Here is a 24256-nt window from a genome sequence, read left to right on the forward strand (position 1 = left end):
CAGCTGTCCATTTTCTCCTTCCCATTGAAAACGACCCCTTTCTTCTTCCTTCATTATAACTTAAACTTTGTCTGGAAGATTATGGGGTCATTATACTCCTCATCATTCTCGATATCGTACTTTTTGAGAATATCCTGTCTTGTACCTTCATCTCTATATTTCACTCTATTATCTTTCAATGTATAATCCTTACAAATGTATGTAAATTGAATGCAATCATTTGGACTGTCATCAAAATCATTAATGATCATTACATAAATTTCATCGTCAAAACAGCTGTAATTCTATCCCATGTATACCACCAAGGTTGAGTAAATAACAATATAATACTCCTTTCTTCAATTGTTTTAACTTTTTTATTAATCATCTTCTCCTTCTATATTATCTTTCTCTAATATCTCATTAAGATGCTTTATCATATCTAAATGCTTCATAATAATACCAAGTGCAGGGAATATAAAATATGAAGCAGACTTTACATTATCCCAATAATAACTTATCTTACCGCTTCCTTTTACTATACCAACTGTTTCAGTAAACAAAAATTTTCCACTGGATTCTTTAAAACTAATATCAATTGTAGTAACTTTTTCATCTACAGGATTCAAAAAGTTACTATTTACTTTTTTATACTTTTCGGCTATAGCTTTGAATAATGAACTTTCCTTGAAATCAGATGGCAATTCAGGTAATCCCGATTTATAAAAAATATCATCTTCAGGTAGAGATCGCCAAATTTCCTCAATTAACTCCATTTCAAAAGGTGCCAGATTAATTTCAACTGTAACTTCCTCACCTGGAAGTAACGAATTTGGGATATTACTTTTCATATTATTTTCCAGACAACGAGATCGGTCTCTACTACGAAAATATACTTCTACAGAATTATGTTTATTAATTTCGTTTCTAATACCTCTAAATTCTAAATATTCAACATAAATATTCCAATAAGGTGAACCCTTTTCCTCAATGTTGCATTCTGTAATATATACTGGCACATTTCCTATATTTGTTGCTGTTACGATCAAAATTCGTTTCTTTTCTTCCTCAACCTCTTTTTCTTTTATAGCTATATGTATTGATATTTTCGGTTCTCGTTCCTCCTCTGAAATCTTCCTCTGTTCCTCAATCTGTTTAAGAATCAACTGTTTATTCTCCTCTGCTAACCGCTTATTCTCATTGATCTGCTCTTGTAACATCTCACGTGATAGCTTCTCATTCCTACGAACTTGCCAATAAACTGCACCAATTGCTGCAATCGAACCTAATCCACCTACCCATTGCCCAACTGCTGCAATTCCATCCCATGTGTACCACCAAGGCTGACTAAAAAGAAACATAACATTCCCCCTTTTCTAAATCATAGAGAAAGAAAATACTAAGTACAAGATCAAACAGGGGTGTTATCATGTTAATGGAACAGGGGTTTCAAGAGTTCCAACAATTATTCAAAAGATATATTCACTTAAAAGTCTCCATTCTCGCTTTGCAACAGGATTTAGAAAGAATCTGCTACTAAAGATGGGGTCTATCTATGCAGAGTGGTTAGGATTGGTAATCGACCGAATCAATTAGGATTTAGTTAAGATGAGAAGACAAATGAAATCGATAAATGGAAAGATTGTTGAAGTCAGACAGAAAGAAAAACACGATTGGTTAAGTATGAGCATCGAGATTATCAAAATAAGGGAGAATACTTGAATTCGATGATCAAAGTAGAGTGTAAGAAGTTTTTGAAGTAGTATTTGAAATATTCCTGGTAGACCCGGAGGGAAGCATCTGTCGATTTTAGTATCACCTTCCTAATAAATGAAAAAATGACTTGAGATGCCAAAAGGACTCAAGTCATTTCGTGTTTATGATAAGGTTTAAGATACATTTGAATACACAGGAGAAGGAATCCTTGGATACACTCGGAATACATGCCGAAACACTGCTTCTGCTTTTTCTTTTACATCTTCTTCATCATAGTGATCAACTGGTAGTCCTGTTTCGTCATTCCAAAGGAAATCAAAGATCGCCGTCCTTACTGCATCTCGAGTAGCCTTTTTCTCACTCCAATGATCTACTTTTAGCTTCTCTGCCTTGAGGGTTTCAAGTAGTTCGATGGCTACTTTTTTGATGCGTTTGATCTCTTTTTTAGTAAGATTCGGTTTTATAAGGAGATCAAAAATGGCCAAGCTTTCTTCATCTAAACCTTCTCGAATGGCTCTTTTCTCTTCTGCATCTAGTTCTTCCACAAAACGTATTAAAGATTCAAAGGTAGCTTCAATCGTTTGTCGATCCTTTTCACGGTTATATTCCGATATGATCTCTTCGTAACGTTTTTGAAGGTCAATGCGCAGAGGGTTTTGATTTAGCAGACGTTTGACTCGTTGTTCAATTGCATGTCTTAGGTTTTGAACGGTAGTGTTTTTTGTCTTGCTTTTTTCAAATTCTTTACGCAAACGTTCGAAGTCAATAGCTGAGATGTCGAAGGGAGTTGTTTGTTTGTACTCTTTGGGAACAGTTGTGATGGATTCGTCAACGACTTTGCGAAGTTCTTGGAGAATGTCGCTAATGTCCACTTTTTCCCGATCTTTTTGTAAACTGCGATAAATAATATTGATTGCGTCTACCTCTTTCCGATACTGATTGACTTCTTCGATGTTAAGGCATGCTTTGAATTTCTTAAATACCTCTCGGCACATGACTTCAAAACGTTTACGTGTCTCATCATTTTCGTTTGCTGCTTCTTTGGCAGTGACAATGGCGGCATTTCTTTGAAATCCAGTTTTCTCAATGATGTCATCCAAAGATGCTCCTCGCTTTTGTAAAAACGTATGGATCATTGAGATAGATTCAGCTAGATCGCTTAACAGATCTTCTTCTGGTTTAGTGGGATCTTTTTCACCTTTTTCGAGTTTACGTCCATGATCCCCTTGTCCGGCATAGGTAGCAAGTGCTTTTCGTAAGTTCTTTAGAATGCCACAGTAATCGACGATGAGACCATTGTTCTTTCCTTCATGAACTCGGTTAGCTCGTGCGATGGTTTGCATCAGGGTATGGGCTTTCAGAGGTTTGTCAAGATAGAGATTGGAGAGGGAAGGAACATCAAATCCCGTTAGCCACATCGCACAAACAATGACGATACGGAAAGGATGCGTATGATCTTTAAATGCAGTTTCCAGATCAACACGACGGTCACCGCCAATATCAAAGCCTTCTTTCATCAGTTTTCGGTGTGGAGTAATATCTAACCCATGCTTGCGAAACTTCTCGACCTCTCCTTGCTCTTCACTCACTACTACTGCCATTAAAGTTTCCTTCATCCAGGCAATTTGCCGAATAAGATCATCTTTTTCTTGCCAATCAGAGATTTTCGATACTTTTAATTCCAGCTCTTTGATTCTCTTTTGCCAATATTTCTGGATCAGGTTATACATCCGAACACAGGTGATTTTGTCAATACAAACAAACATTGCTTTACCCGTTTCCCAAGCCTTGGAATAATGATCCACGAAATCGTTGGCGATTTGTTTGAGACGTTTCTCAGCTGTGAGAATGTGGTATTCCCGTTTTAGTTCTTTTTGTAATTGCTGTTCTACATCGGAACCTTCAATTTCTAATTCTTCTAGCTTTTTGGCGATTTTCTCGTTGAGATCATTGGTTGAAATCCCCAGTTTATCGCCACGTGCATCGTAATAGAGTGGAACAGTGGCTTTATCTTCAACAGCTCGCTGAAAGTCATATGTGGAAACGTAGTCACCAAAGACTTGACGGGTGATTTCATCATCGGTGAAAAGAGGAGTTCCCGTAAAGCCGATTACGCTCGCATTTGGGAGAGCATTTTTCATGTTCAGTGCAAGCCGTCCATACTGGCTACGATGTGCTTCATCACTTATGATTACAATATCGTCTCGAAGAGAGTATCCTTCACGTGGATCAACATCTTGATTGAATTTCTGGATGAGTGTGAAAATATAAGCTTTGTGTTGCCCCAGAAGATCTTTCAAATGTTCACCACTTGTTGCTCGGCAGGAATCACGATCATTATCTACTAGACCACATCCAGCGAAGGTTTTATAGATTTGAGAATCTAAATCTTCCCGATCTGTAACAATGAGGAAGGTAAAATTACCCCCAATTTTCCGACGAACTTTGCGAGTGAAGAAAACCATAGAATAACTTTTTCCAGATCCTTGTGTGTGCCAAAAAACGCCTAGTTTCCCTTGGCGTTTTTTTCTTTCTTTAAATGCTTGAATTGCTCGGTTTACTCCTAGGAACTGATGGTTTCGAGCCAAGATTTTAACCGGTGTCCCTGATGATTCATCGAAGAGCAAGAAGTTTTCAAAGAGATCCATGAAGTTTTGCTTATTGCAAACTCCTTTTAGCAGTGTTTCTAGTTTAACCTCTCCCGGATCCTCCTCGTCTAACCGTTTCCATTCATGAAAATGTTCAAAACGACTAGAAATTGTTCCTATTCTCGCATCCACTCCATTGGTCAGTATGATGAAAGCATTGTGGTGGAACAAATGTGGAACGGTATCTTTGTAATCGGAAAGATTTTGTTCATAAGCCAGTCGGATGTTTTTGCTGACGTTTTTTAGCTCCATAAAAAGAAGAGGAATACCATTAACAAATCCTACGATATCTGCTCGGCGACGGTAAATGTCTCCACGAACCCAAAGTTCTCGGACACAGAGGAAATGGTTTTCTACTGGATTGTCAAAATCAAAGACACGAAGGCGTTCTTTTTTCATTTCTCCTTTTGCATTTCGATAGGAAACCAATATACTATCACGGAGCAAAGCATCTTTTTCACGATTGATCGAAAGGAGACTCTGAGTAGCACTTGCTTCCACAATCTGTTTGATTGCTTGCTCATAAGCAGTTTCAGGCAATCCAGGATTGAATTTTTTTAGGGCAAGTTTTAGATAACGTGTCAACACTACCTCACGGTCCGAAGACCGGCCCAGAGTTCCGTCTGGGCCAAACGTCTCGGAATTGTAAGCATAAACACATTCCCAACCAAGATCATCACGTAGACAATCGGCAACGGTTTGTTGAACCAAGGTGTCTTCATTCAGCCGACTCATACGGTAATTTCTCCTTTCATGAGACGTGGGAGTAGAAGATCACGGGCTTGTTTGAGCTTAATTACTTGTAGTTGTAGTGTTTTCATTTGAGCATATAGTGGACTAACAATACTAATAAAAGCATTCATAATATCAGTTGACGGCATGATCATTGGTAAATTACGAATTGTTTGTTGACTAATATTCGTTTGAGCAGAACCTTGTGCAATGTTTATTAAAGTATTTCTTATTTCTCTAAAATACAATTGTGCATAAAAAGGATTAGCATCTTTATGAGTTGGTAATAAAGCTACACAAGCTTGGTTGCTTGCAGATGGATAGGCAAGTATCCCTGTTCTCCCAATATTAGTTCCAGCATATATAGAAACTAGTAACGTGTTTTCAGGATAAATTTTTGCAGACGATTTTTGAATAGCTTCTTCACTAATCTTTTCTTCCGTATCAAAAATATAATCATCGTTTAGTTCTTGAGTTTTCACCCAATTTATCGTACCAGAGAAGAATTCGGGATTTTTCCGACTAGGAGTTCCACCAGAAGTAGTATTAAAAAAGTCGGCGACTTTTCCCTTAATCCATCCCTCTGGTACACCATCAACAATTTTTACTCGTTCATGTCCAGGGAAACGCAAATGAACAAACCACTCTTTGTATAGAAGCCGTGCTGATTGCTCAAGTAGTTCAATACGGCGTAGGTTGTTTTCGATTAGGTCGTCGTAGGTGGAGAGGATGTCAGCTATACGTTTTTGAGTAGTTATATTTGGTACAGGAAATTTAATTGAAAGTAATTTTTCCATACTTAAGTTGTCTTGTGCTGCACCTTGTGAAAAAGATTGGAAACGTTTCTGTAGTAATGCGTCAAAAAGATACTTAATAAATCGTACATCTGCTTTATCAGGATCTGGTATAAAACCTATTACACTGTCTGGAAAGCAAGCATCAAAAGCAAGAATTGCTGTATCAGCAATGTTTGCGGCAATTGTAATACAAAGAGTTCCAGCAGGCCAAAGCTTACTTTGAGCCAATCCCTCTTCGCTGTATGTTTGTTCATATTCTCGAATGTACAAGTTGGCATGCTTTACAACGCTTGTTTGAATAAAAGGATAAGGACCTCCATATAAATGAGGGGCATTCCGTGGACGATGACGTGAAATCCCTCTACTAACGTATCCTAGTTCATCAAGTGATTTTTCAGTCCACTTCATAAACCCAACTCCTTAAAATTCCTACGAATTGTCTCGGCTAGTTCTGCCGCTTCTGCATTCAATTCTTCTAATTCATCGTGGATTTGCCGCAGTTCTTCTTCAAAATCAAAATCCTCGTCTTTTTCCTCTGGTGCCACTCCGACATATCGTCCTGGTGTAAGACTCCAGTCATTTGCTTCCAGTTCAGATTTGTCCACTAATTTAACTAGACCCTCAACATCACGTAGACATGCTTCGGGGAAACGTTCTGTTAGCCACACAGCATGTTTGTGGAAGTAGCGCACTTGCTTCAGTTGCTCGACTAAGGCTTTACGGGTTTTTTCTACTTCCTTAAGTTTTTTCCGGTTTGCTCCATTGTTCAGAATGTTAAAGAGTTTATAAATCTGATCTGCCTGCTTTACCAACTGCTGACTTAGTTCTACCAGACTAACTAAGCTTTTTGCAACTTCTTTCAATGCTTCGATAGAACGATCTTGCTGTTTCCATTGGGCTAGCTCGGTTTCTACTCGATCACGGAATAAGGCTACATCCCCATTAAAAGCATACATTAAGTTGTTTAGTTCATTTAATTCTTCTGAATAGGAATCTTTGGATTCTGAGAACAGCTCTTTACTTTCTTTTAGATTTGTTAGTGCTTCTATGTAAGCAGATAGTCTGTCTATGGTTTGCTCGTTCTCATCTTTTGCTTCATAACAGAGTTTGGCTTCTTCTAGAGTTCTCTCCAAATATTGAGCTACTAAATTAAGGAAACGTTCTTGCTGTCCTCGGTAGAGCCAAACGATGGCCAAGATGTTTTGAAGTTGTTCAGGACTAAAATCGTTGATTTTACGAGTAACTTTGCGATAGATATTCCGTGCATCGATCATTAGCACTTTGTCCCGCATTTCTTCCGGTTTGGCACGGTTCAGAAACCATAGTTCACAAGGGACACTCCGGGTATAGAAAAAGTTGGAGCGAATGGCGATCATAATATCCACGGATCCAGTTTCAATCAACTTTTTGCGAACCTTCGCCTCATCCCGTCCCGCGCTGGAAGCCTGCGAAGACATAACAAAACCGGCACGTCCTTTTTCATTTAAATAGCTATAGAAGTAGCTGATCCAGAGATAGTTTGCGTTCGAAACTTTTCCATTTTTTTCTCCTGGTAGACCAAATGGGAGCCGTTTATCATCTTTAATTTTTGCTGCATCCACTTCATCGACATTAAATGGGGGATTGGCCATGACAAAATCGCATTTCCCTACTAATTCATGAGGATCTTCGTAGTATGTAATCGCTTTTTGAATGTCTCCTTCCAACCCGTGTACCGCCAGATTCATTTTTGCTAGGCGGATGGTAGTGGGGTTTTTTTCTAAACCATAGAAGGTCAGTCGCTCGGTAGGATTCTCTTTCATTTTCTCTACGAAGTGAGCGCTTTGAACAAACATCCCTCCTGAACCACAGGCAGGATCGAGAACAATTCCATGATCAGGTTCTAGCACGTTAGCAATCAATGTAACTAGCGAAACAGGGGTGAAGAATTCCCCGTTATCATGTGCGTTTTGGTTTGCAAATTGAGTGAGGAAGTATTCATAAATCCGTCCGAAGATGTCACCAGATGCTTTCTTTAGCTCTTCAGGATTGAGAATACGAAGAAGCTGTCCCAGTACTTCATTATCCAATTCCCGATATTCTTCCTTTGGAAGGACACCACGGAGTGTTTCATAGTCATTCTCAATTGATTCCATTGCATCGATGATCGCTTTCGCACGATCATCACTGTCTGTGAGTTCTACAAGATTATCGAATTGCGCCTCTTCCCGCAAAAAAATAGCTCCCTTTTGTGAAAAGTCTTCCTTGGTCAATTCACGGGACTTTCCACCACGTTTAGGAAGAGATTCAATAATTTCATCCTTCACGGCTAAATAGCGGCTATATGCATGACGCAAAAAAATAAGTCCCATGACAGGTAAGAAATATTCGTTACTGGCATAGTTGGAGTTGGCTCGAAGTGTATCTGCTGCTTTCCATAGCTGCTTTTCTATGGCTTCGATATGTTCTAGTTGTGCCACGGTATAAGATCCCTCCAATAGTATTTTTCAGTTGTTTTAGACTTGCATAATATATAATACAAAAAATTTATCGAAATGTAATGCGATCTAATTGATTTAAAGGTAGTTCTTCATTACATACATAACATTTACTTGGTAAATTTTATGATTTTTACTCCTTCGCTGATAGACTCAACAGGGCTTTTCTTAATACTTTCTCATATGAAATAGTATACCGTCTGGTTGTTTCTATTGATTCATTCCCAGCCAGAGCTACTATGGTTTGGATCGGTATCCATTGCTGGTAAGCATTGAGTAAATCAGTAACACCCTTTTGTATGGTTATCCTTCATATTGTCTTCTGTCATCTTAACTGCACGTTCAGATAATTCATTTGCCTTTTTTGCTGTTTCCTGTGTAATCTTTGTTTCAATGCTACAAGAACAGCAAGAATGGTAGCAACGGCTTCGAAATCTATCCAAGCTGTTTTTTGATTTATGCTGTCCATGATGAAGAAGGAAACTTACTCAAGTTCGAACAAGTATTTAGAAAAGATCAAGATGGCATTCCTAAAGGTGTGATTAAATTAATCAAAGGGTGATTGGATGAAAATCCTTACCGATGAGCAGTACCAACGGGAAAAGGCTAAATTGGAGAAAATGACTGAAGAAAGAGAAAAGATCAGACATGAGATGGAAAAAGAGGGAGCAAGCGAAGAAGAAATTAAAGTCGCTTTGTTTATGTCTTCTGCTTTCTATGATGATGTCAAATTCAATGTAGAAGAGTATGAAAAAGCGATTGCTGGTAACTTTGATAAAGAAAATGTCACCACGGATAAACTAGGTTCCTTTCTGATCAAGATGAGAATCTGGAAAGGCATCACGCAAGAAGAGCTTGTAGAGAAGCTCCATATACCACTCCATCAACTAGAAAAACTCGAACGGGATGAATATCAAGCTCTTCCGCTTGCACAGCTTCATCATCTCTTGTTTGTGTTGGGTGTAGAGAAATTAAATGTGATTCCAACTGATCCATATCCTCCACAATTCTATGAATGGATGGAGAAACGAAAAACAGATATTGAAACTGCTGCTACAAAAGAGAAGAAAAAGCAAGCGGGTTAATCCTCTCAATTTGAGAGGTTCAGCTTTTGACAAAGTCTCCTTTTAGGAGTGGGGCTCCTTTTCCGTTTCGCTTTCGTTGCTTATATTCGACCAAAAGTCGCTCAACTGGAAAAGGAGAAACTTTATTTGTCAACATCCTTAAGACGCTAAAAACCAGCTTTTTCTCTTTACATAAATTATTCATTATGTATATAATAAAAGTGCAGGAACGACCTGAGGTAACCGTATGGATTACACTCAGCAATCGTTCTTGCTTGTTTTATTTATAAAAGCATTTAATCACATCTACCGACTACCCCATAAATTTTATCTTTTTTGCATGCTTCATATTCAATTATTTTTTTAAAGTGGTCAAATGCTTTGTTTATTTTTCCTTTAATTGCCCATTTTGGTGGAGTTGGATCTTCGAGTTTAAGTAATGAGAAAGCAATAAAATCTACAGCCTGAATAAAATAATCATGGGAAGAGTCATGAAAAAAAGGATCAGCGATAATTTTATCAAGAGTAATGTTTTTTGTTGCTCTACCGTCTTCCCACATACCATATTTTGATGGAATAGGATTGTAAATCCGTAGTTTCCTATACAGTTTACGATGAAATGTTTCTAATCCTTTATCAAAAACAACTAACATATGATCATTTTTTTCTTTGACAAACCTATTTAGTCTGTTAAGTACTGCCTCAATTGCTTTCTCTTCTGCATTTCCTAAGGACATTTTATAGCAAGCATTAATTGTTTTGACCCCGTATCTGTCTAATTTTCCTATAACCCCTCGAGTGAAAAGTTTAAAAATACGCGCTCTATCCCTTTTATGAACATCTAAATGTCGAGTTTTACTTCCCTTACCATATGGACGTAACCAACCTCTCCCAGCTGCTAATTCTCTAGCGTGCAATTCTCTTGATAAGGGAATTTTATATTTCTCTTTTAAGTATTTTCTAAATTCCTTAAGAGCATCAAATACTTGATTCCATTGACTTTCATGAATAATTAATGCAGAAACTACATAATGATTTTTATCATGTGATTCGTCTAAATAAGCAATATACAAATTTTACCCTCCTTTAGTACTGCAGTTGCCGTATTCTCTGTATACTCAGAGATATTTACTCCTAATGCCACTCAAGCTAACACTATATCAATTTTTTGTAAGCTTTCTCCTTCCCATTAAAAACAACCCCTTTCTTCCGCTATTACAACTTAAACTTTGTCTGGAAGATTATGGGGTCATTATAGAAGCACTAATTTTTGATCCATTATCTGCAATGTTAATCTGACTATCCTTCACATGGGCATGGGAAAAATGACTTTTTTTTACTTGTCATGTTGTCCCTAATAATTATTTTACCATTCTGTATATTCCCAGGAGAATTATTCTTTAATCAAAAAATATTGATTAACAATAAAATTAATCTTGTTTGTCTAGGTATTTATTCAATATTTGAAGTTATAGTTTGACAAAACTCTATAGGGAATAAACATACAAAAACTCAAATGAGTATTTTCAAACATGAGTTAATCGATTATCAATAGCAACTGATCAAACCCTTTTTGCCAAAAAGAAAAAAAAGAGGTCGACCAATTGTCGCCCAAGGAAAACATTAAATGGAATAGTGAAGTATTGAAAACTTGATGTGCTTGTGTAGCCTTATTCAAGGCTTACAGTTCCTATCTCAAAAAAATTAAGATTCCTCTACATTTGTTTTGGTGCCCTTATGTTCAATAATCGAAGCGACTCTTCTAAAACGATTGCAACGGCATAAACCATATTTAAACGTGGTTCTTGCTGCTTTTCATCAGAGAGAATACGGACATTGGCATAGTATTGGTTGAATGCACGGGCAAGATCAAGAGCATATCTGGCGATTCTTGATGGATCAAATTCTTTCCAGGCATTTCTTACCACATCGTTAAATTCTCCTAGAAGGACAATGATGGGCCAAGCTTCTGCTTCATCCAATGTTACATTTTCTGTTGGTGATGTGTAATTCGCTTTTCTCATCAGTGAATGGCAACGAACATGAGTATATTGCAAATATGGTCCTGTTTCACCATCAAAATTGAGCATGGATTCAAGCGAGAACTCTACATCGTTGGTACGGTAGTGTTTTAAGTCATGAAAAACAACAGCACCAATACCCACTTGCTTTGCTATCTCTTCTTTGTTTTCGAGGTAGGGGTTTTTATCCTCGATGATTTTTCTGGCCAAATCAATAGCTTCATTGAGTACCTCTTCAAGCAGGATGACACGCCCTTTTCGTGTGGACATTTTTTTCCCGTTTTTAAGCATCATTCCAAAGGGAGTGTGAATGATGTCATCGGCCCACTCAACACCAGCTTTTTTCAGGACCAGCTTGAGTTGTTTAAATTGTAGACTCTGCTCACTTCCCACGACATAAATGGCTTTATCAAAGTGATATTGATTTTTACGATAAAAAGCGGCTGCCAAATCCCGAGTGGCATATAAGGTGGCTCCATCCGATTTTTGTATCAGACACGGTGGAAGACCTTCTTCCTCAAGCATCACTACCTGGGCACCTTCGCTTTCTACCAGTAAATCCATCTCTTTTAACATCTGAATCACTGCATCCATCTTGTCGTTGTAAAAAGCCTCTCCATTAAAAGAATCGAAGGAGATCTCAAGTAAATCATATAGACGTGAAAACTCTTTTAAGGATTCTTCACGGAACCATTGCCATAAACGAACGGCTTCAGGATCACATCTTCGAGATTTTTAAATGCACGACTCCCTTCGTCCTCCAATGCTGGGTCTTATTCAGCTTCTTCATGGAAACGGACGTAGAGCTTTAACAGTTCTGAAATGAGATTTCTCTCGATTGTTTTTTTGTCACCCCATTTCTTATAGGCAACGATCAGTTTTCCAAATTGGGTGCCCCAGTCTCCTAAGTGGTTAATGCGCACGGTTCTATATCCATTTTTCTCAGCAATGTTGGCAATGGCAGTTCCAATTACAGTAGATCGGAGGTGACCCATTGAAAAAGGTTTCGCAATATTCGGTGAGGATAAATCAATGGTTACGGTTTTGTTCTTTCCATCTTCATTGGATCCGTATTTATTACCTTCTTGAATGATTTTGGATAGTACTTGCTGGCTAACGTAGGCCCGATTTAAAAACACATTTACATATGATCCAACTGCCTCAACTTTTGAAAAGAAAGGATCAGAAACGTTAGATGCAATTTCTTCAGCAATGATTTGAGGAGCTTTTTTGTAGATTTTGGCCAGAACGAAACAGGGAAAGGCTAAATCGCCTAACTCCTGTTTTTTCGGTTTTTCGATGGTCTTTAGAACATCCTCAAGTTTTAGACTGTCATCTAATAGTGTTTTACAAATTTCTTGGGCAAAAGCCTTTTTATAATCCATGTCCTTCCTCCTCATGATCTAAATAAAAAAGCGCTCATCTCCAAATATGGAGACGAGCGCTTTAAGCCCGTGGTACCACTCCGCTTGCACAAATCGGTGCCACTCATTTATGGATAACGGGAAATTTCCTGATTACGCCTACTTCTATCTCCAGAGTACGGTTCGGGAGAGACTTCATACCAGGCCACCGTCCCTGGCTCGCTAAAAATCCATCTGCTCCGTACTCTCTCCTTCATAGGTGTTTTCGATTTAAATTTGAGTAACATTGTAAAAAAGAAAAATTCAATTGTCAATTTATTTCAAAAGGAGGAGGAAAACGGAGCAGAATTGCTGTAACCTGCTTCATCAAGCGAATCTTATATCGCCTGGATTCTTGCGCTTCACTTTATCGCGGTTTCCTCTTCCTCGTTTACGATGGCGAGCACCAGATGATCTTCCCATCTCCCGTTTATCTTCACGCTTTTCTTTGCGATGCGCTCTTTATGAAACCCTGCTTTTTCCAATACTCTGATTGAACCGATGTTATGCTGCATGACTCCTGCTTCAATCCGATGAAGCTTCAGCTCATTGAATGCATAAGACACGGCTAGACGGACAGCCTCTGTCATATACCCTTTACCATTATGATCCTTGTCTAGATAATATCCGATCCAGCAACTTTGCAAATGTCCCCGTACTACTTCTGAAAGTGTAACATTCCCGATTAACTCCCTGGTTTCCATCAGATATATGCCAAATGAGTAAAGTTGATCGAGATTTTTTAATTCACTCTGCTTCCTGATTCGATTCAGTTGACCTTCCAAAGTGTAAAAAGCATCATCTCGTAAAGGTGTATACTTTTGAAAGAAGTCCCGATTTTTCAATTCCAGACGCAATAAAGCTTCTGCATCGGAACTTTCAAGGATTTTCAAAAAGATTTTATTGCCGTTCATTCTCATTTGGTTTTCCTCCTTTTCTGATGAAAATAAAAAAACACCACAGGCATCCCCTGTGATGTACACATAACTATATGTAAACCACAGGAAAGCGACCTGTGGCATTTTCCCATTTTTTCATTCTAACCAAAGGATGCCAAGCCGCTTGAATACCTGATTTTAGGCAGACTTCTCCCATGGTTAGAATTATTAAAGAAAACGGCAGTCGAGTACCCAATACCTTTGGACAAAGACACAAGTGATTTCTTCTTCATTTGGGTACCCTCCTTTCGTCGTTTTCTTATTTATTAGAATACCAATTTAAATTCTGATAAGCAACTGTTAGTTCGAAAAGTAAACTTTATAAAACGAGGTTGTTGCATAACCATCGAAGTCAACGTCTGGATTTGTGCTGCATTCAATACGAATATTCCTTTGACTGTACCATCTGATACACCATATGAGGACATTTTTAATATGAGGGAATGTATCGTATAAATAAGATTCTTCTCAAAATCATCCAGGAAACTATATAAAATATTGTTAATATTATATTTTCGATTTATAATTATCAATATAATAAATATAATTAATAAATCTATAAATAGGGAGGTTATCCTATGAAACGTTTTATCCTGTCCGTTTCGTTTTGTGTGCTAGCTGCTATCATTGCGTTTAGCCCAAGTAGCCTTGTATTTGCTGAAACAAAAGCAACTCAAGGTCAAGTTCAGAATCAGCTTCAGGTTTCCGAAAAGGATGCGATCAAAGCTGTCAAGAATTTTTTAAAGCACAGCAATGAGTGGGATAATCAACAGTTAAAAGTATTGGCAAATCTATATGATATTGAAGGCAATCTTACTGCTTACTATATAGTAGCTGAGAAGGATGGAAAAGAAGCAGGATATTTCATCAGTTCTTCTACCAGAGATAAATCTCCAGTGATTCAGGGTGGATTAGGAAAAAGCCCTCTTACACAGAAAGTGAAGAAGGAAATTAGTGCAGGAAATAAAGTGTATTTCTTAGGAGTTTCCGCGCTTGTTGGATATAAGAATGAGAATGAGTTAAGAAAAGGATTGGAGCTGAAAAGGCAAGAATTAGTCACGAAACTGAAAAAGAAAAAGAAGTTTAAAGATGCAGAAAAAATGGCGAAAGCCCAGCTTAAAAAACCTGAAACCTCTCCAGAAAATAACAGGAAATGGGATTTTCTCTTATCAGATGCATCATTCCAAACTCAATCGGTCATTGTGAACTATATCGACATGAATAAATTCGTTTTTTTGAATCAAAACCTGGTCAGCTTCAATCCAGAAACTGCTTGCGGTCCGACAGCAGGCGCAATGATGGCGGAGTACTACGAAAATCTGGGATTGGGTGTTCGAGGAATCAACTATTATGGTAAAGCAACCAACCTCGTTACACACTTAGAGGAAGAGATGAATACTGGAGTTACTGGAACCTGGCTAGACGATTTTAGAGATGGACTGGACCAGCATTTCCAGCATAATGGACAATCCTGGAGTACCTATAGTTTGGATGCTGAAGGAAATTACGCAAAGGTTCGGCAATGGATTGATGGAAATGCTCCTCTAGCAATCATGCATCAAATTCCATTTGTCGAGTGGCATTGGCAAGTCATCGTTGGATATCGGCTCATTGATGGTTATCCTTGGCTTAGTGTAGCCGATCCAGCTACTGGAAGCGGTGCGTGGGTTGACTATTATGAAGTAGATGGTTACTCAAGTCTTGTATATACCATTAAATAAGATGGTAGTCTGGGTATCTTATATGCCACCAGTCAGAGAATAGATATGGTCATGTAGCCGTTGGGATATCAAATTCCAACGGCTATTTTTTGATGCGCTCAGCACGGGTATGATCTATCATCTGCTAGTCAAAGGAAAGATTCTTTCACTAATCTTATTTCAAACTCCATTGTCAGATTTCCCCTCATAAGTGTTATATTTTCTGGGTCTGGTAAAGTTGAATTCCATTTTCTTTTTGATGGCTTCCTCAACATCAATGTCAAACATCAGACCAAAATTCATTGCTCTAATGATGATGTCTGCTATTTCTTCTGCAATCTTTTCCCTTGCATCATAGCCTTGTTTCTTGATCACATCTGCTAATTCACTGATTTCAGTGTGAGTGAGGGCTATCTTTTCCCAGAAGACGCCTTTGTCATACCTGAATCCTTTCTCATCAAGCAACTGCTTGACTTGCTCTTGCAATTCTTTGATTCTCAACATCCCAAACTCCTTACCCATAAAGTTTGTAAATAAAAAGATTGCCTATTGTAGCAGTCCCGTTCCACTAAACAAACAGGAAACTCAAAACTTGATGATCTGCGTTCCTGATGTCTTATTTTTCAGAAAATACACTCTCTTATTGTAGTTTTAACTTCCTCTCCACTCTCCTTCTAAAATCTCTTTTTGTATCTCTTTTAATTTAGTTGTATCTCCATAATTTACAAAATGAAAATCTGACTTGCTCCAAACTTCCAATGGATACTGCATCAATTCAGGAAAGTCGTACCGTTCCCAAAACCAATGCGCATTCTCGACTAAATCTTCGACATGACAAACACAGGTTATTCCTGCAAAACTGATGCCGATTCTTTTTTTAATTAGCTCTTCCATTTTTTCGAACTTGCCTGCCACTCCCAATGCCTTCACTCGAATATATAAATCAACGGCTTTTGGTGGCATCCCTAGGCATAGTCCCAATATTCTTTCAAATTCAAGGCTATTCCATGGAATTCCCTTCGTTTTTTTGAGAAACCCCCGCTTGTGTGCCTCTGAATGAAAAAACAGATAAAGATGCTTATGACGAATAAAGAACGGATGAAACAGAAGCTCGTCCAGCTCTGACTCAGTAGCGAGAAGCATGGGCTTATACCCCATCTTGAAGGCATCAATGGCTTGTAACACATAATATATTTTCCCATCTACTTCATTAGGTAAAAATTTCCCACACAAACTTTCTCCTCCAATGTCTTTTGGTTTCCCTACAACTTTTACCCTTTTCTCTATTTTTCACTCCTATTTAGTTAATAGCGATCAAACCCCCAAACCCTATTTCAAAAAGGTTGGGGGTTCGCCAATCATTCTATGGGTCGATGATACAAAATGTCATGTTCAAGAGCAAAAATAAACTGGCATGAATATACTGCTAATCATGAATAAACAAATCAATCATAGGATTTGGAGGTAAATGTACGATGAGGAGAAGACAAAGACACACGCATGAATTTTTAGGCAGTACAAAATTGGCAGAACAAGGGAATGACAGGCATAATCACCGATTTGCAGGAGTTACCAGTGAAGCCATCCCCATAAGAGGCGGGAATCACATCCATACGATAACGGTGAATACTGATTTTTTGGACCATCATCACAGACTCGTAATAAGAACGGGTCCAGCAATCCCTGTCGGTAATGGAAAACACATCCATCTGGTAAAGGGAGTTACGACAGTAGATGATGGTCATGTTCATCGATTTGTCTTTACTACACTGATTGATCGGCCTCTTGTATAGTTGAAAGAAAAGGAAATCCAATTATTTTCTAATCTGCAAACCTGCTATTCATATCCTTTTTATCATCTTCTCCTGGAAGATGGTTGGATACTCAAAGACCTTTGAGAAATCTCAAGGTCTCAGCTTGTTGACAAAGTTTCTGTTATATGCCGGTTTTCCTTTTCCGTTTCACTCCCGTTGCTTAAATACGAGCAAGAAGTCGTTTCAACTGGAAAAGGAAAACCGGGTTTATCAACAGTCTCAGACCTTTGAGGAATCTCAAGGTCTAATATTTTTTCCTTAAAAATACGAAAGCAACCACAGCCCAGTTCACAATATTGTCCGATGGACATCCAAGGACATTCCCCCTGAAACATCCATTTTCCCCGTCGTGTTCAAACTCCAAAACAATCGAACCCATCCCCAAGCTCCTCTAACACTCAAACCGATTCAAAATCCCCTGGAACCATCCCCGTAGCGATCGCAATCCGATTCCAGCAGTTGATCGTATTGATCGCCATAATGAGTGCAACGTATTGCTGTTCATCAAAGTACTCACGAACTTGCTTATACAGGCTTTCTGGTACTCCTTTCTCTGAAATCAAGGTTACAGCTTCTGTCAAGGATAGTACCGCTTTTTCCTCTTCCGTATAACAATGGGCTTCGCGCCAGGCATTCAGCAGGTAAATACGTTCTTCGGATTCTCCCATGGCTCGTGCCTCTTTCGTATGCATATGAAGACAAAAGGCACAGCCATTCAGTTGCGATGCCCGGATTTTTATCAGTTCCAGCAGTTTGGGATCAATTCCGCTGTTCTTGGTATAACTCTCCAATTTTAACATGGTTTGAAACGCCTCAGGGTTTGCTTTTCGGTAGTTGAGTCTCATCATACTCTCCTCCTTATATGTCTTTTCACCCTTAAGACAATTGAAGTTCTCATTTTGTGACAACAAAAAGAGAGAGTTACCAAAAACTCTCTCTTTTTTTGGATTCAAAGGTGGATATGTTTCAGTTTATCGGGGTTCAAGACAAAATAGATCTTCTGGAAACGCTCTGTTTTTGGATCCATGTCAAAACACATAACCGCAACGATTTCATTTTCGCGGATAAACAAGATACCCACTTGACCATTAATCATCTGCAGATGTGCTTCTATATGTACAAATCGCTTAGCAATACCTCCAAGCAGGGCCAGTACCCGCGACCTGCCCACAATCGGATTGATTGCCGCTTTGACTTTGCCGCCACCATCGGAGATGAATACAACGTCTTCTGTCAACAACTCCAGAATTTTTTCTATCTTTCCATCCACAAGAGCATTGATGAATTCTTTGACTCGTTTTCCCTCGTGTTTTATCTTTATGGAATCCGTAGCAGGATCCAGCTGCTGCATTCTTTGTTTCAAACGGCTATATATCTTTCGACAACTGGCTTCAGATCTCTCCAATATACTGGCAATCTCCCGGTAAGTATAGCCAAATACTTCCCGAAGGACAAAAACCGCCCTTTCTGGAGGCGAAAAATTCTCCAGTAAAATGAGGACTGCATAAGAAATCGTCTCTTCACATTCAACTTGATCCTGTGGTCCATGCTTTACATCCTGCACGAGGGGTTCGGGGAGCCATTCGCCAACATATACCTCTCTTTTTTTGCGTGCCGATTTTAAAAGATTGATACAGCGGTTCGTTACCATTTTGCTCAAGTAAGCTTTCATATCTCGAATGGTATCTTCATCCAACTGATACACAGCGAGGAAACATTCCTGTACGACATCTTCCGCGTCCGAAACCGAACCAAGCATATGATAGGCAATGGAAAAAAGAAGCGGTTTATATGTTTGGTAGAGAGACTCTATTTTCATATGCATATACCTTTCTTTTTCTGAGTTAAGTTTGGTCTGTCAAGATATGAAGAATTCTTTGTCCACTGGAATGATAGATATTTCACGGATCATGAGGACACAAATGCCTCATATTCCCATGGATTCAGCTGTGTGAAGTGTCATAACCATCGATTTATGAAGATTCGCATCCAAATCCTTTTTTCCTTTGTTTATAGCTTTATCCTATGGTAAGCTAGTCCTATTAGACTTGTTGGGTTTTAGATCATGACCAATAGTGGTAAATAAGTTTTACAGCCTAACTTTGGAAGGATCATGATCACTGAAGGAAATGGAAATCATCCCCATCAACAGGGTCTATTTGATCCGCATAAACCAGGAGGTTTTTTATTGAATGAAATGGTTAAAGATGAAAGAGCCCGTTAGCACTTGGACGCATTTTATTACTTTTTTGGCGGCGATTGTCGGGCTCGGCTTTTTGATCAAACTGAGTTATGAAAATGTTTCAACATTGATAACGATGACGATTTACGGTGTGAGTGTCATTCTCTTGTATGGGGCAAGTTCTCTGTACCACTGGGTAAAAGCAACCCCCAAAAAGGAATTGCTGTTGAAGAAATTGGATCATTGTGCCATTTATTTGCTGATCGCTGGTTCATATACGCCCGTTTTTTATTATGGATTGCATGGATTTTGGAAATGGCTGATGTTGGCTTCTGTATGGATTTTAGCCATAATTGGGATCTTTTTAAAGATCTACTTTATTGAAGCACCACGCATCGTCTCTACTTCCTTTTATGTCACGCTTGGGTGGATCGCCGTCATTCCATTCGTTCAGCTGATTCAACAATTACCGGTTGGTGCGATTGTTCTCATGTTTACAGGTGGTGTTTTCTACACAATCGGAGCGATTATTTACGCGACCAAGTGCTTTGACTTTTTCCCTGATCGGTTTGGTTTTCACGAGATTTTTCACCTGTTTGTGATGGCTGGAACGATCACTCACTTTGTAATGATGGTTTTGTATATTATCCCATTGGGACTGAAATCTTGAATTTTAAAAAACCGTCGACTTTACTCGACGGTTTTTGAATGCTTATGAAATATGATCCTTATTTGCTCATTTCCCCTGAGGCAGTGCATTTTCCCGATTGACACGAAAATTGAAGATGATAGTTGCCAGGCGGAACACCTAAATACACATTGGCATCGGCGTTCTTACCTGTTACGACAAATCCAGTGTCCCCTTTTATTTTCCAAGTAAAGTCCGGCCCTTTTACATAATCCACGATGAGGTGAAGGGTTTCACCCTGGTTCACCGCTATGATTCCAGTTGTAAGCTCTAACACTCCCGGTTTCATTTCTAAATGATGACTGTCGGCATAAGTTGATGTGGAAAATGCAAAAAGCGATAACATGGTCACAAGGGAAATCACCCATTTTTTCATCAAACCACCTCCTGATCTATAGATAATCAAACAATCACAAAAATAGAACATTACCTGTTTCGCTGCATTTTATATAATTCCTCAGTGTTAGCTCATCTCATAACAAATTTTCAAATTTGCATATATAGGTATTTATTATATAATAAAAGTATATTTATTCCTTAATTATCCATCTGATCAAATGGATACTCGCGTTTTACAACAAACCCATATGGGTAATGTATCTAACGAAATCACAATTACATAGAAGAGGTGATCCTTATGGCAAAAGTTCTCATCCTGACTGGAGATGCGGTAGAAGCGTTAGAGATCTTCTATCCTTATTACCGCTTGCTGGAAGAAGGACATGAAGCAGTTATTGCTGCACCGAAAAAGAAAAAATTGCAAACGGTTGTGCATGACTTCGAGCCAGCCATGGATACATTCACCGAGAAATGGGGCTATGGCTTGGATGCACATATCGCTTTTGCTGATGTTCGTCCTGAAGAATATGACGGCCTGATCATCCCGGGTGGACGCGCACCAGAATATATTCGAATGGAAAAAGAGGTTCCAGGTATTGTCAAACACTTTTTTGAAAACAACAAACCAGTTGGGGCCATTTGTCATGCCGCTTTAGTGTTCAGCGTTGTACCTGAAGTGGTCAAGGGACGCCAATTCACCGCATTCACTACTTGTCGCCCGGAAGTGGAGCAACTCGGTGCAACCTATGTTACTGAAACTCTCCATGTAGAAGGCAACCTCGTTTCTGGACATGCTTGGCCAGATCTGCCTGGCTTCATGAAAGAATTCTTGAAGCTGCTCAATCAACGCTAAATGGCAAGGTAAACCCTCTCGGTTTTCGAGGGGGTTTTATTTTTTCTCTCTTTTCATTATATTCCGCCCTGAATCAGTCTTGGAAGCGATTGATATGCTCAACGAACAGATCGCTTTTTCTATCAACCAATAAATAATAGGCTTCTTTCTATTAACTGATGGTTTGCTAAAGGATAGATACTTTTAAAAAAGCTTGAGATTGACAACAAACCCCATTCCTTTTCCGAAGAAAAGGTTGGGGTTTGCCAGCAATCTCGCGGCCATCCCAAGTCACAACAGTTCTACATACCCTTCTGTTCCGTTCACGCGGATCCGCTGTCCGTCTTTGATCAGTTTCGTGGCGTTATCCACCCCTACGACTGCCGGAAGACCGTATTCGCGCGCAATAACGGAACCATGGGTCATCAGCCCGCCTACTTCCGTCACCAGTCCCTTGACAGATACAAACAACGGCGTCCAGCTGGGATCAGTGAATGCCGTGACCAGGATATCGCCATCCTCTATGTTGTTGGCGTCCTCCATCTTTAAAATGACACGCGCGCGGCCCTCGACAATGCCGGATGAGACGGGGATACCCGCCAAAGCGCCTGCGGGGATATTGTCGGTGTTGTATTCGCCAACGATACACTCGCCCTCTGATGTTAAGATCCGAGGCGGGGTCAACTTCTCATAGACTTCGTACTCCTCTTTTCTCCTGGTTATGATGCTGTAATCCAGCCGGTTTGTACGAACGGCCTCCCGAAGTTCCTCAAACGACAGATAGTAGATATCCTCCTTCTCCCTGATGACGCCCTTTTCCACGAGCCGTTCGGCCTCCTTCAGCAACGCCTGTTTATAAATGTAGTACCGTTTGATAAAGGCATACTTTGGATATTCCCGATAGCCAATAAAATTGCGCAAAACGCTGATCATCTTCTTTGTTTTTTTGGCTTTTCGTTTGCCACCCGGCAACTGCTCCAAACGGCTTAAAAGCTCCTGCTCCTTCTGCTCGGCTTTCAGCCGTCCTTGCTCAAATTTGACGTTGCGCGCATTTGGTTCAAAATTCTTGATGTTGTTGAGAATCATGGGGATCAGTGCGGTTGGCTGTTCAATCCAACGGGGCTTGGTGATATCGATCTCCCCGGGACAACGCATGCCGTATTTTTTAAGGTATGCCCTCAAGGCTTTGATGACCGCATCGCCGCCTTCCAGTTGGGCCAGATCCTCAAAAAAGGTCTCATCCTTGGCATGATCAAAGTATTCCAACACCGCCGGATATTGCCGGACGACGTCCGATACATCCAAGAGCGCCAGCCCCATTTCAGATGTAACGTTATTGGATACCGATTGGGAAAGCGTGTCGGCTACATTCTTTTCCCCCAACCATTTTTCCATTTTCTGATTGAGCCAGTTCGCTGCATACAGCCCCACCATGATCGCTCCATAGCTTCGTGGATCATAGAGCATTTTCTTCAATTGATGTTGATCCTGTAAAATAAATGCAAACAGCTCATCTCCAGATACGTTTGCGATTCTTTGCTGAAAATCTCTTATCGATTTCTCGGACTCGGAAATAAGATTTTGAATGATCGATACGTCGTTTCTTCGGTAAATTTTAATCGCTTCAATAAGAAGAGCCCAAGATAGCCCCTCTGTGCGCATGCTGTAAACTCTTTTGCTGCACGGCAATGATTTCATAAAATCCTTCCGCTTCATTAAACTCAAGATTGCGTTATGCATTAGAGGTTCGTGCTTGCGCATCATACTGAGTACGATTCTCCGGCCGATGGGCGAAGCCAAATCGTGGGTGAGATCGATAAACAGCCTTCCACCGGCACAGACCAATGGAACATTATCCGATAAAAACCGAAGAAAGGATATACCCAATGGTTTGATGGCATCTGTCATCATCTGCTGATGGCCGAACGACATATAGACACGGTTCTTCCCATCATTCACGTCCGGGATCGGGTATAAAGTGGTGATCGGGCGGCTCTGCACAATATAGAACGCATCCTCAAAAAGGCACCATTCGATGTCCTGGGGGCAGGCAAAATGGGCTTCGATCTTTCGGCCTATACGTTCCAATTGCAAAATCTGCTCATCCGTCAGTGTCTGCCTATTCTGCCAGTCGGGCTCAATCTCCCGTTCCTCTGTACCCCCTTCTTTTAATGCATAAACAGCCAATTTCTTGGTGGAGACCGTCTTCTCGATAATTCTTCCCTCACGCACCTTGTAGTTATCTGCAGACACTAAGCCTGAGACGAGCGCCTCGCCAAGCCCAAAGCTGGCATCGATGGACAGCACCTTCCGGTTGGAGGTGACGGGATCGGCTGTAAATAAAATCCCCGAAGCCTGCGGGAAAACCATACGCTGGATAACGACAGACAAATAGACCTTGCGATGGTCGAATCCGTTTTGCATGCGGTAGATCACCGCCCGCTCGGTAAACAGGGATGCCCAGCACTTGCGGATATGCCGCAGGATCGCCTCTTTTCCCACGATGTTCAAATACGTATCATGCTGGCCTGCAAAAGAGGTTAGCGGAAGATCCTCGGCCGTGGCGCTGGAACGTACGGCATAGGCATGCTTCTCACCGAGTTTGGTGAGATAGCCAGCGACCTCTTCCGTTATGTCCGGGGGGATTTCCACCTCTTCGATGACCTTGCGGATCTTTCCGCTGATTTCACGGATTCGCTCCCTGTCTTCCAACTTTAGAGCCGAAAGTTGATCCAGCAATGCCTGAAACTCTTTGTTATATGTTATCGCTCTCTTATAGGCCTCGGTAGTGACACAAAAACCCTCCGGTACCCGTATTCCCTCTATCCTTGATAGTTCCCCCAAGTTGAAGCCTTTTCCCCCAACGAGCATGTGCCTGGTTTTGTCGATCTCCTGAAATCCAAGTACATATGAAGGCATACCGAAT

Annotated in this window: 18 protein-coding genes and 1 pseudogene; 5 read left to right on the forward strand and 14 right to left on the reverse strand. The window is 39.9% G+C overall.

All coding sequences use genetic code 11. The features are described 5' to 3' along the window. Positions 1-359: 359 nt before the first annotated feature. The 4 genes from BMZ78_RS15840 to BMZ78_RS15855 all read right to left on the reverse strand — a co-directional run bounded on the left by BMZ78_RS15840 (position 360) and on the right by BMZ78_RS15855 (position 8331). The gene (locus tag BMZ78_RS15840) at positions 360-1340 is read right to left on the reverse strand and encodes a hypothetical protein (RefSeq protein ID WP_093231389.1); all 981 of its coding nucleotides are present in this window, start codon (positions 1338-1340) and stop codon (positions 360-362) included. A 528-nt stretch (positions 1341-1868) separates the two neighbouring features. Beyond that, positions 1869-5078: a type I restriction endonuclease subunit R gene (locus BMZ78_RS15845; protein ID WP_093231390.1), complete on the reverse strand. Its 3210-nt coding sequence runs from the start codon at positions 5076-5078 to the stop codon at positions 1869-1871. Then, complete coding sequence (locus tag BMZ78_RS15850) at positions 5075-6280, reverse strand: restriction endonuclease subunit S (RefSeq protein ID WP_093231391.1); 1206 nt, start codon at positions 6278-6280, stop codon at positions 5075-5077. Before BMZ78_RS15850 ends, BMZ78_RS15845 begins: the two co-directional genes overlap by 4 nt. Beyond that, positions 6277-8331, reverse strand: coding sequence for a type I restriction-modification system subunit M (locus BMZ78_RS15855; protein ID WP_093231392.1), 2055 nt, complete (start codon positions 8329-8331; stop codon positions 6277-6279). The genes BMZ78_RS15850 and BMZ78_RS15855 overlap by 4 nt, the downstream gene beginning before the upstream one ends. A gap of 584 nt (positions 8332-8915) precedes the next feature. On the opposite strand from BMZ78_RS15855, the gene BMZ78_RS15860 reads away from it, so the two are divergent. Next, positions 8916-9434, forward strand: coding sequence for a helix-turn-helix domain-containing protein (locus BMZ78_RS15860; RefSeq protein WP_093231393.1), 519 nt, complete (start codon positions 8916-8918; stop codon positions 9432-9434). A gap of 275 nt (positions 9435-9709) precedes the next feature. Here BMZ78_RS15860 and BMZ78_RS15865 read toward each other — a convergent pair whose 3' ends face one another. From BMZ78_RS15865 to BMZ78_RS15875, 3 genes and pseudogenes are all read right to left on the reverse strand, one after another. Further along, a complete protein-coding gene (locus BMZ78_RS15865; protein ID WP_093231394.1) occupies positions 9710-10486 on the reverse strand; it encodes a DUF3800 domain-containing protein in 777 nt (258 codons plus the stop codon). Between the two features lie 642 nt (positions 10487-11128). Continuing rightward, positions 11129-12819 (reverse strand): annotated as a pseudogene (gene argS / locus BMZ78_RS15870) (arginine--tRNA ligase). A 380-nt stretch (positions 12820-13199) separates the two neighbouring features. Continuing rightward, positions 13200-13757: a GNAT family N-acetyltransferase gene (locus BMZ78_RS15875; RefSeq protein WP_093231395.1), complete on the reverse strand. Its 558-nt coding sequence runs from the start codon at positions 13755-13757 to the stop codon at positions 13200-13202. A 596-nt stretch (positions 13758-14353) separates the two neighbouring features. On the opposite strand from BMZ78_RS15875, the gene BMZ78_RS15880 reads away from it, so the two are divergent. Next, positions 14354-15496 carry a cysteine peptidase family C39 domain-containing protein gene (locus BMZ78_RS15880; protein WP_093231396.1) on the forward strand — a complete coding sequence of 381 codons (1143 nt, stop codon included), beginning with the start codon at positions 14354-14356 and terminating at the stop codon, positions 15494-15496. Between the two features lie 159 nt (positions 15497-15655). Here BMZ78_RS15880 and BMZ78_RS15885 read toward each other — a convergent pair whose 3' ends face one another. Further along, complete coding sequence (locus BMZ78_RS15885) at positions 15656-15979, reverse strand: MazG nucleotide pyrophosphohydrolase domain-containing protein (RefSeq protein WP_093231397.1); 324 nt, start codon at positions 15977-15979, stop codon at positions 15656-15658. Between the two features lie 147 nt (positions 15980-16126). After that, a complete protein-coding gene (locus tag BMZ78_RS15890; RefSeq protein ID WP_093231398.1) occupies positions 16127-16708 on the reverse strand; it encodes a hypothetical protein in 582 nt (193 codons plus the stop codon). A 242-nt stretch (positions 16709-16950) separates the two neighbouring features. Here BMZ78_RS15890 and BMZ78_RS15895 point away from each other — a divergent pair, with 242 nt between their 5' ends. Further along, positions 16951-17268: a YmaF family protein gene (locus tag BMZ78_RS15895; RefSeq protein WP_093231399.1), complete on the forward strand. Its 318-nt coding sequence runs from the start codon at positions 16951-16953 to the stop codon at positions 17266-17268. A 119-nt stretch (positions 17269-17387) separates the two neighbouring features. Here the strand turns inward: BMZ78_RS15895 and BMZ78_RS18610 are convergent, their stop codons facing one another. The 3 genes from BMZ78_RS18610 to BMZ78_RS15905 form a co-directional block, all read right to left on the reverse strand. Further along, positions 17388-17600 carry a hypothetical protein gene (locus tag BMZ78_RS18610; RefSeq protein WP_139203348.1) on the reverse strand — a complete coding sequence of 71 codons (213 nt, stop codon included), beginning with the start codon at positions 17598-17600 and terminating at the stop codon, positions 17388-17390. Between the two features lie 87 nt (positions 17601-17687). Beyond that, positions 17688-18137, reverse strand: coding sequence for a carboxymuconolactone decarboxylase family protein (locus tag BMZ78_RS15900; protein ID WP_093231400.1), 450 nt, complete (start codon positions 18135-18137; stop codon positions 17688-17690). 101 nt (positions 18138-18238) lie between these two features. Then, the gene (locus tag BMZ78_RS15905) at positions 18239-19108 is read right to left on the reverse strand and encodes an RNA polymerase sigma-70 factor (RefSeq protein ID WP_093231401.1); all 870 of its coding nucleotides are present in this window, start codon (positions 19106-19108) and stop codon (positions 18239-18241) included. A gap of 373 nt (positions 19109-19481) precedes the next feature. Here BMZ78_RS15905 and trhA point away from each other — a divergent pair, with 373 nt between their 5' ends. Further along, positions 19482-20141 carry a PAQR family membrane homeostasis protein TrhA gene (trhA, locus tag BMZ78_RS15910; RefSeq protein ID WP_093231402.1) on the forward strand — a complete coding sequence of 220 codons (660 nt, stop codon included), beginning with the start codon at positions 19482-19484 and terminating at the stop codon, positions 20139-20141. Between the two features lie 58 nt (positions 20142-20199). Here trhA and BMZ78_RS15915 read toward each other — a convergent pair whose 3' ends face one another. Next, positions 20200-20535, reverse strand: a complete 336-nt coding sequence (locus tag BMZ78_RS15915) for a hypothetical protein (RefSeq protein ID WP_093231403.1) — start codon at positions 20533-20535, stop codon at positions 20200-20202. A gap of 261 nt (positions 20536-20796) precedes the next feature. On the opposite strand from BMZ78_RS15915, the gene BMZ78_RS15920 reads away from it, so the two are divergent. Beyond that, on the forward strand, positions 20797-21351 hold the full coding sequence (locus BMZ78_RS15920) for a DJ-1/PfpI family protein (protein ID WP_093231404.1): 555 nt from the start codon (positions 20797-20799) through the stop codon (positions 21349-21351). Positions 21352-21621: 270 nt separating this feature from the next. Here BMZ78_RS15920 and ppsA read toward each other — a convergent pair whose 3' ends face one another. After that, positions 21622-24249, reverse strand: a complete 2628-nt coding sequence (gene ppsA, locus BMZ78_RS15925) for a phosphoenolpyruvate synthase (protein WP_093231405.1) — start codon at positions 24247-24249, stop codon at positions 21622-21624. Between the last annotated feature and the right edge of the window lie 7 nt (positions 24250-24256).

The sequence above is a fragment of the Thermoflavimicrobium dichotomicum genome, from assembly GCF_900114055.1.
Classification (GTDB): Bacteria; Bacillota; Bacilli; order Thermoactinomycetales; family Thermoactinomycetaceae; genus Thermoflavimicrobium; species Thermoflavimicrobium dichotomicum.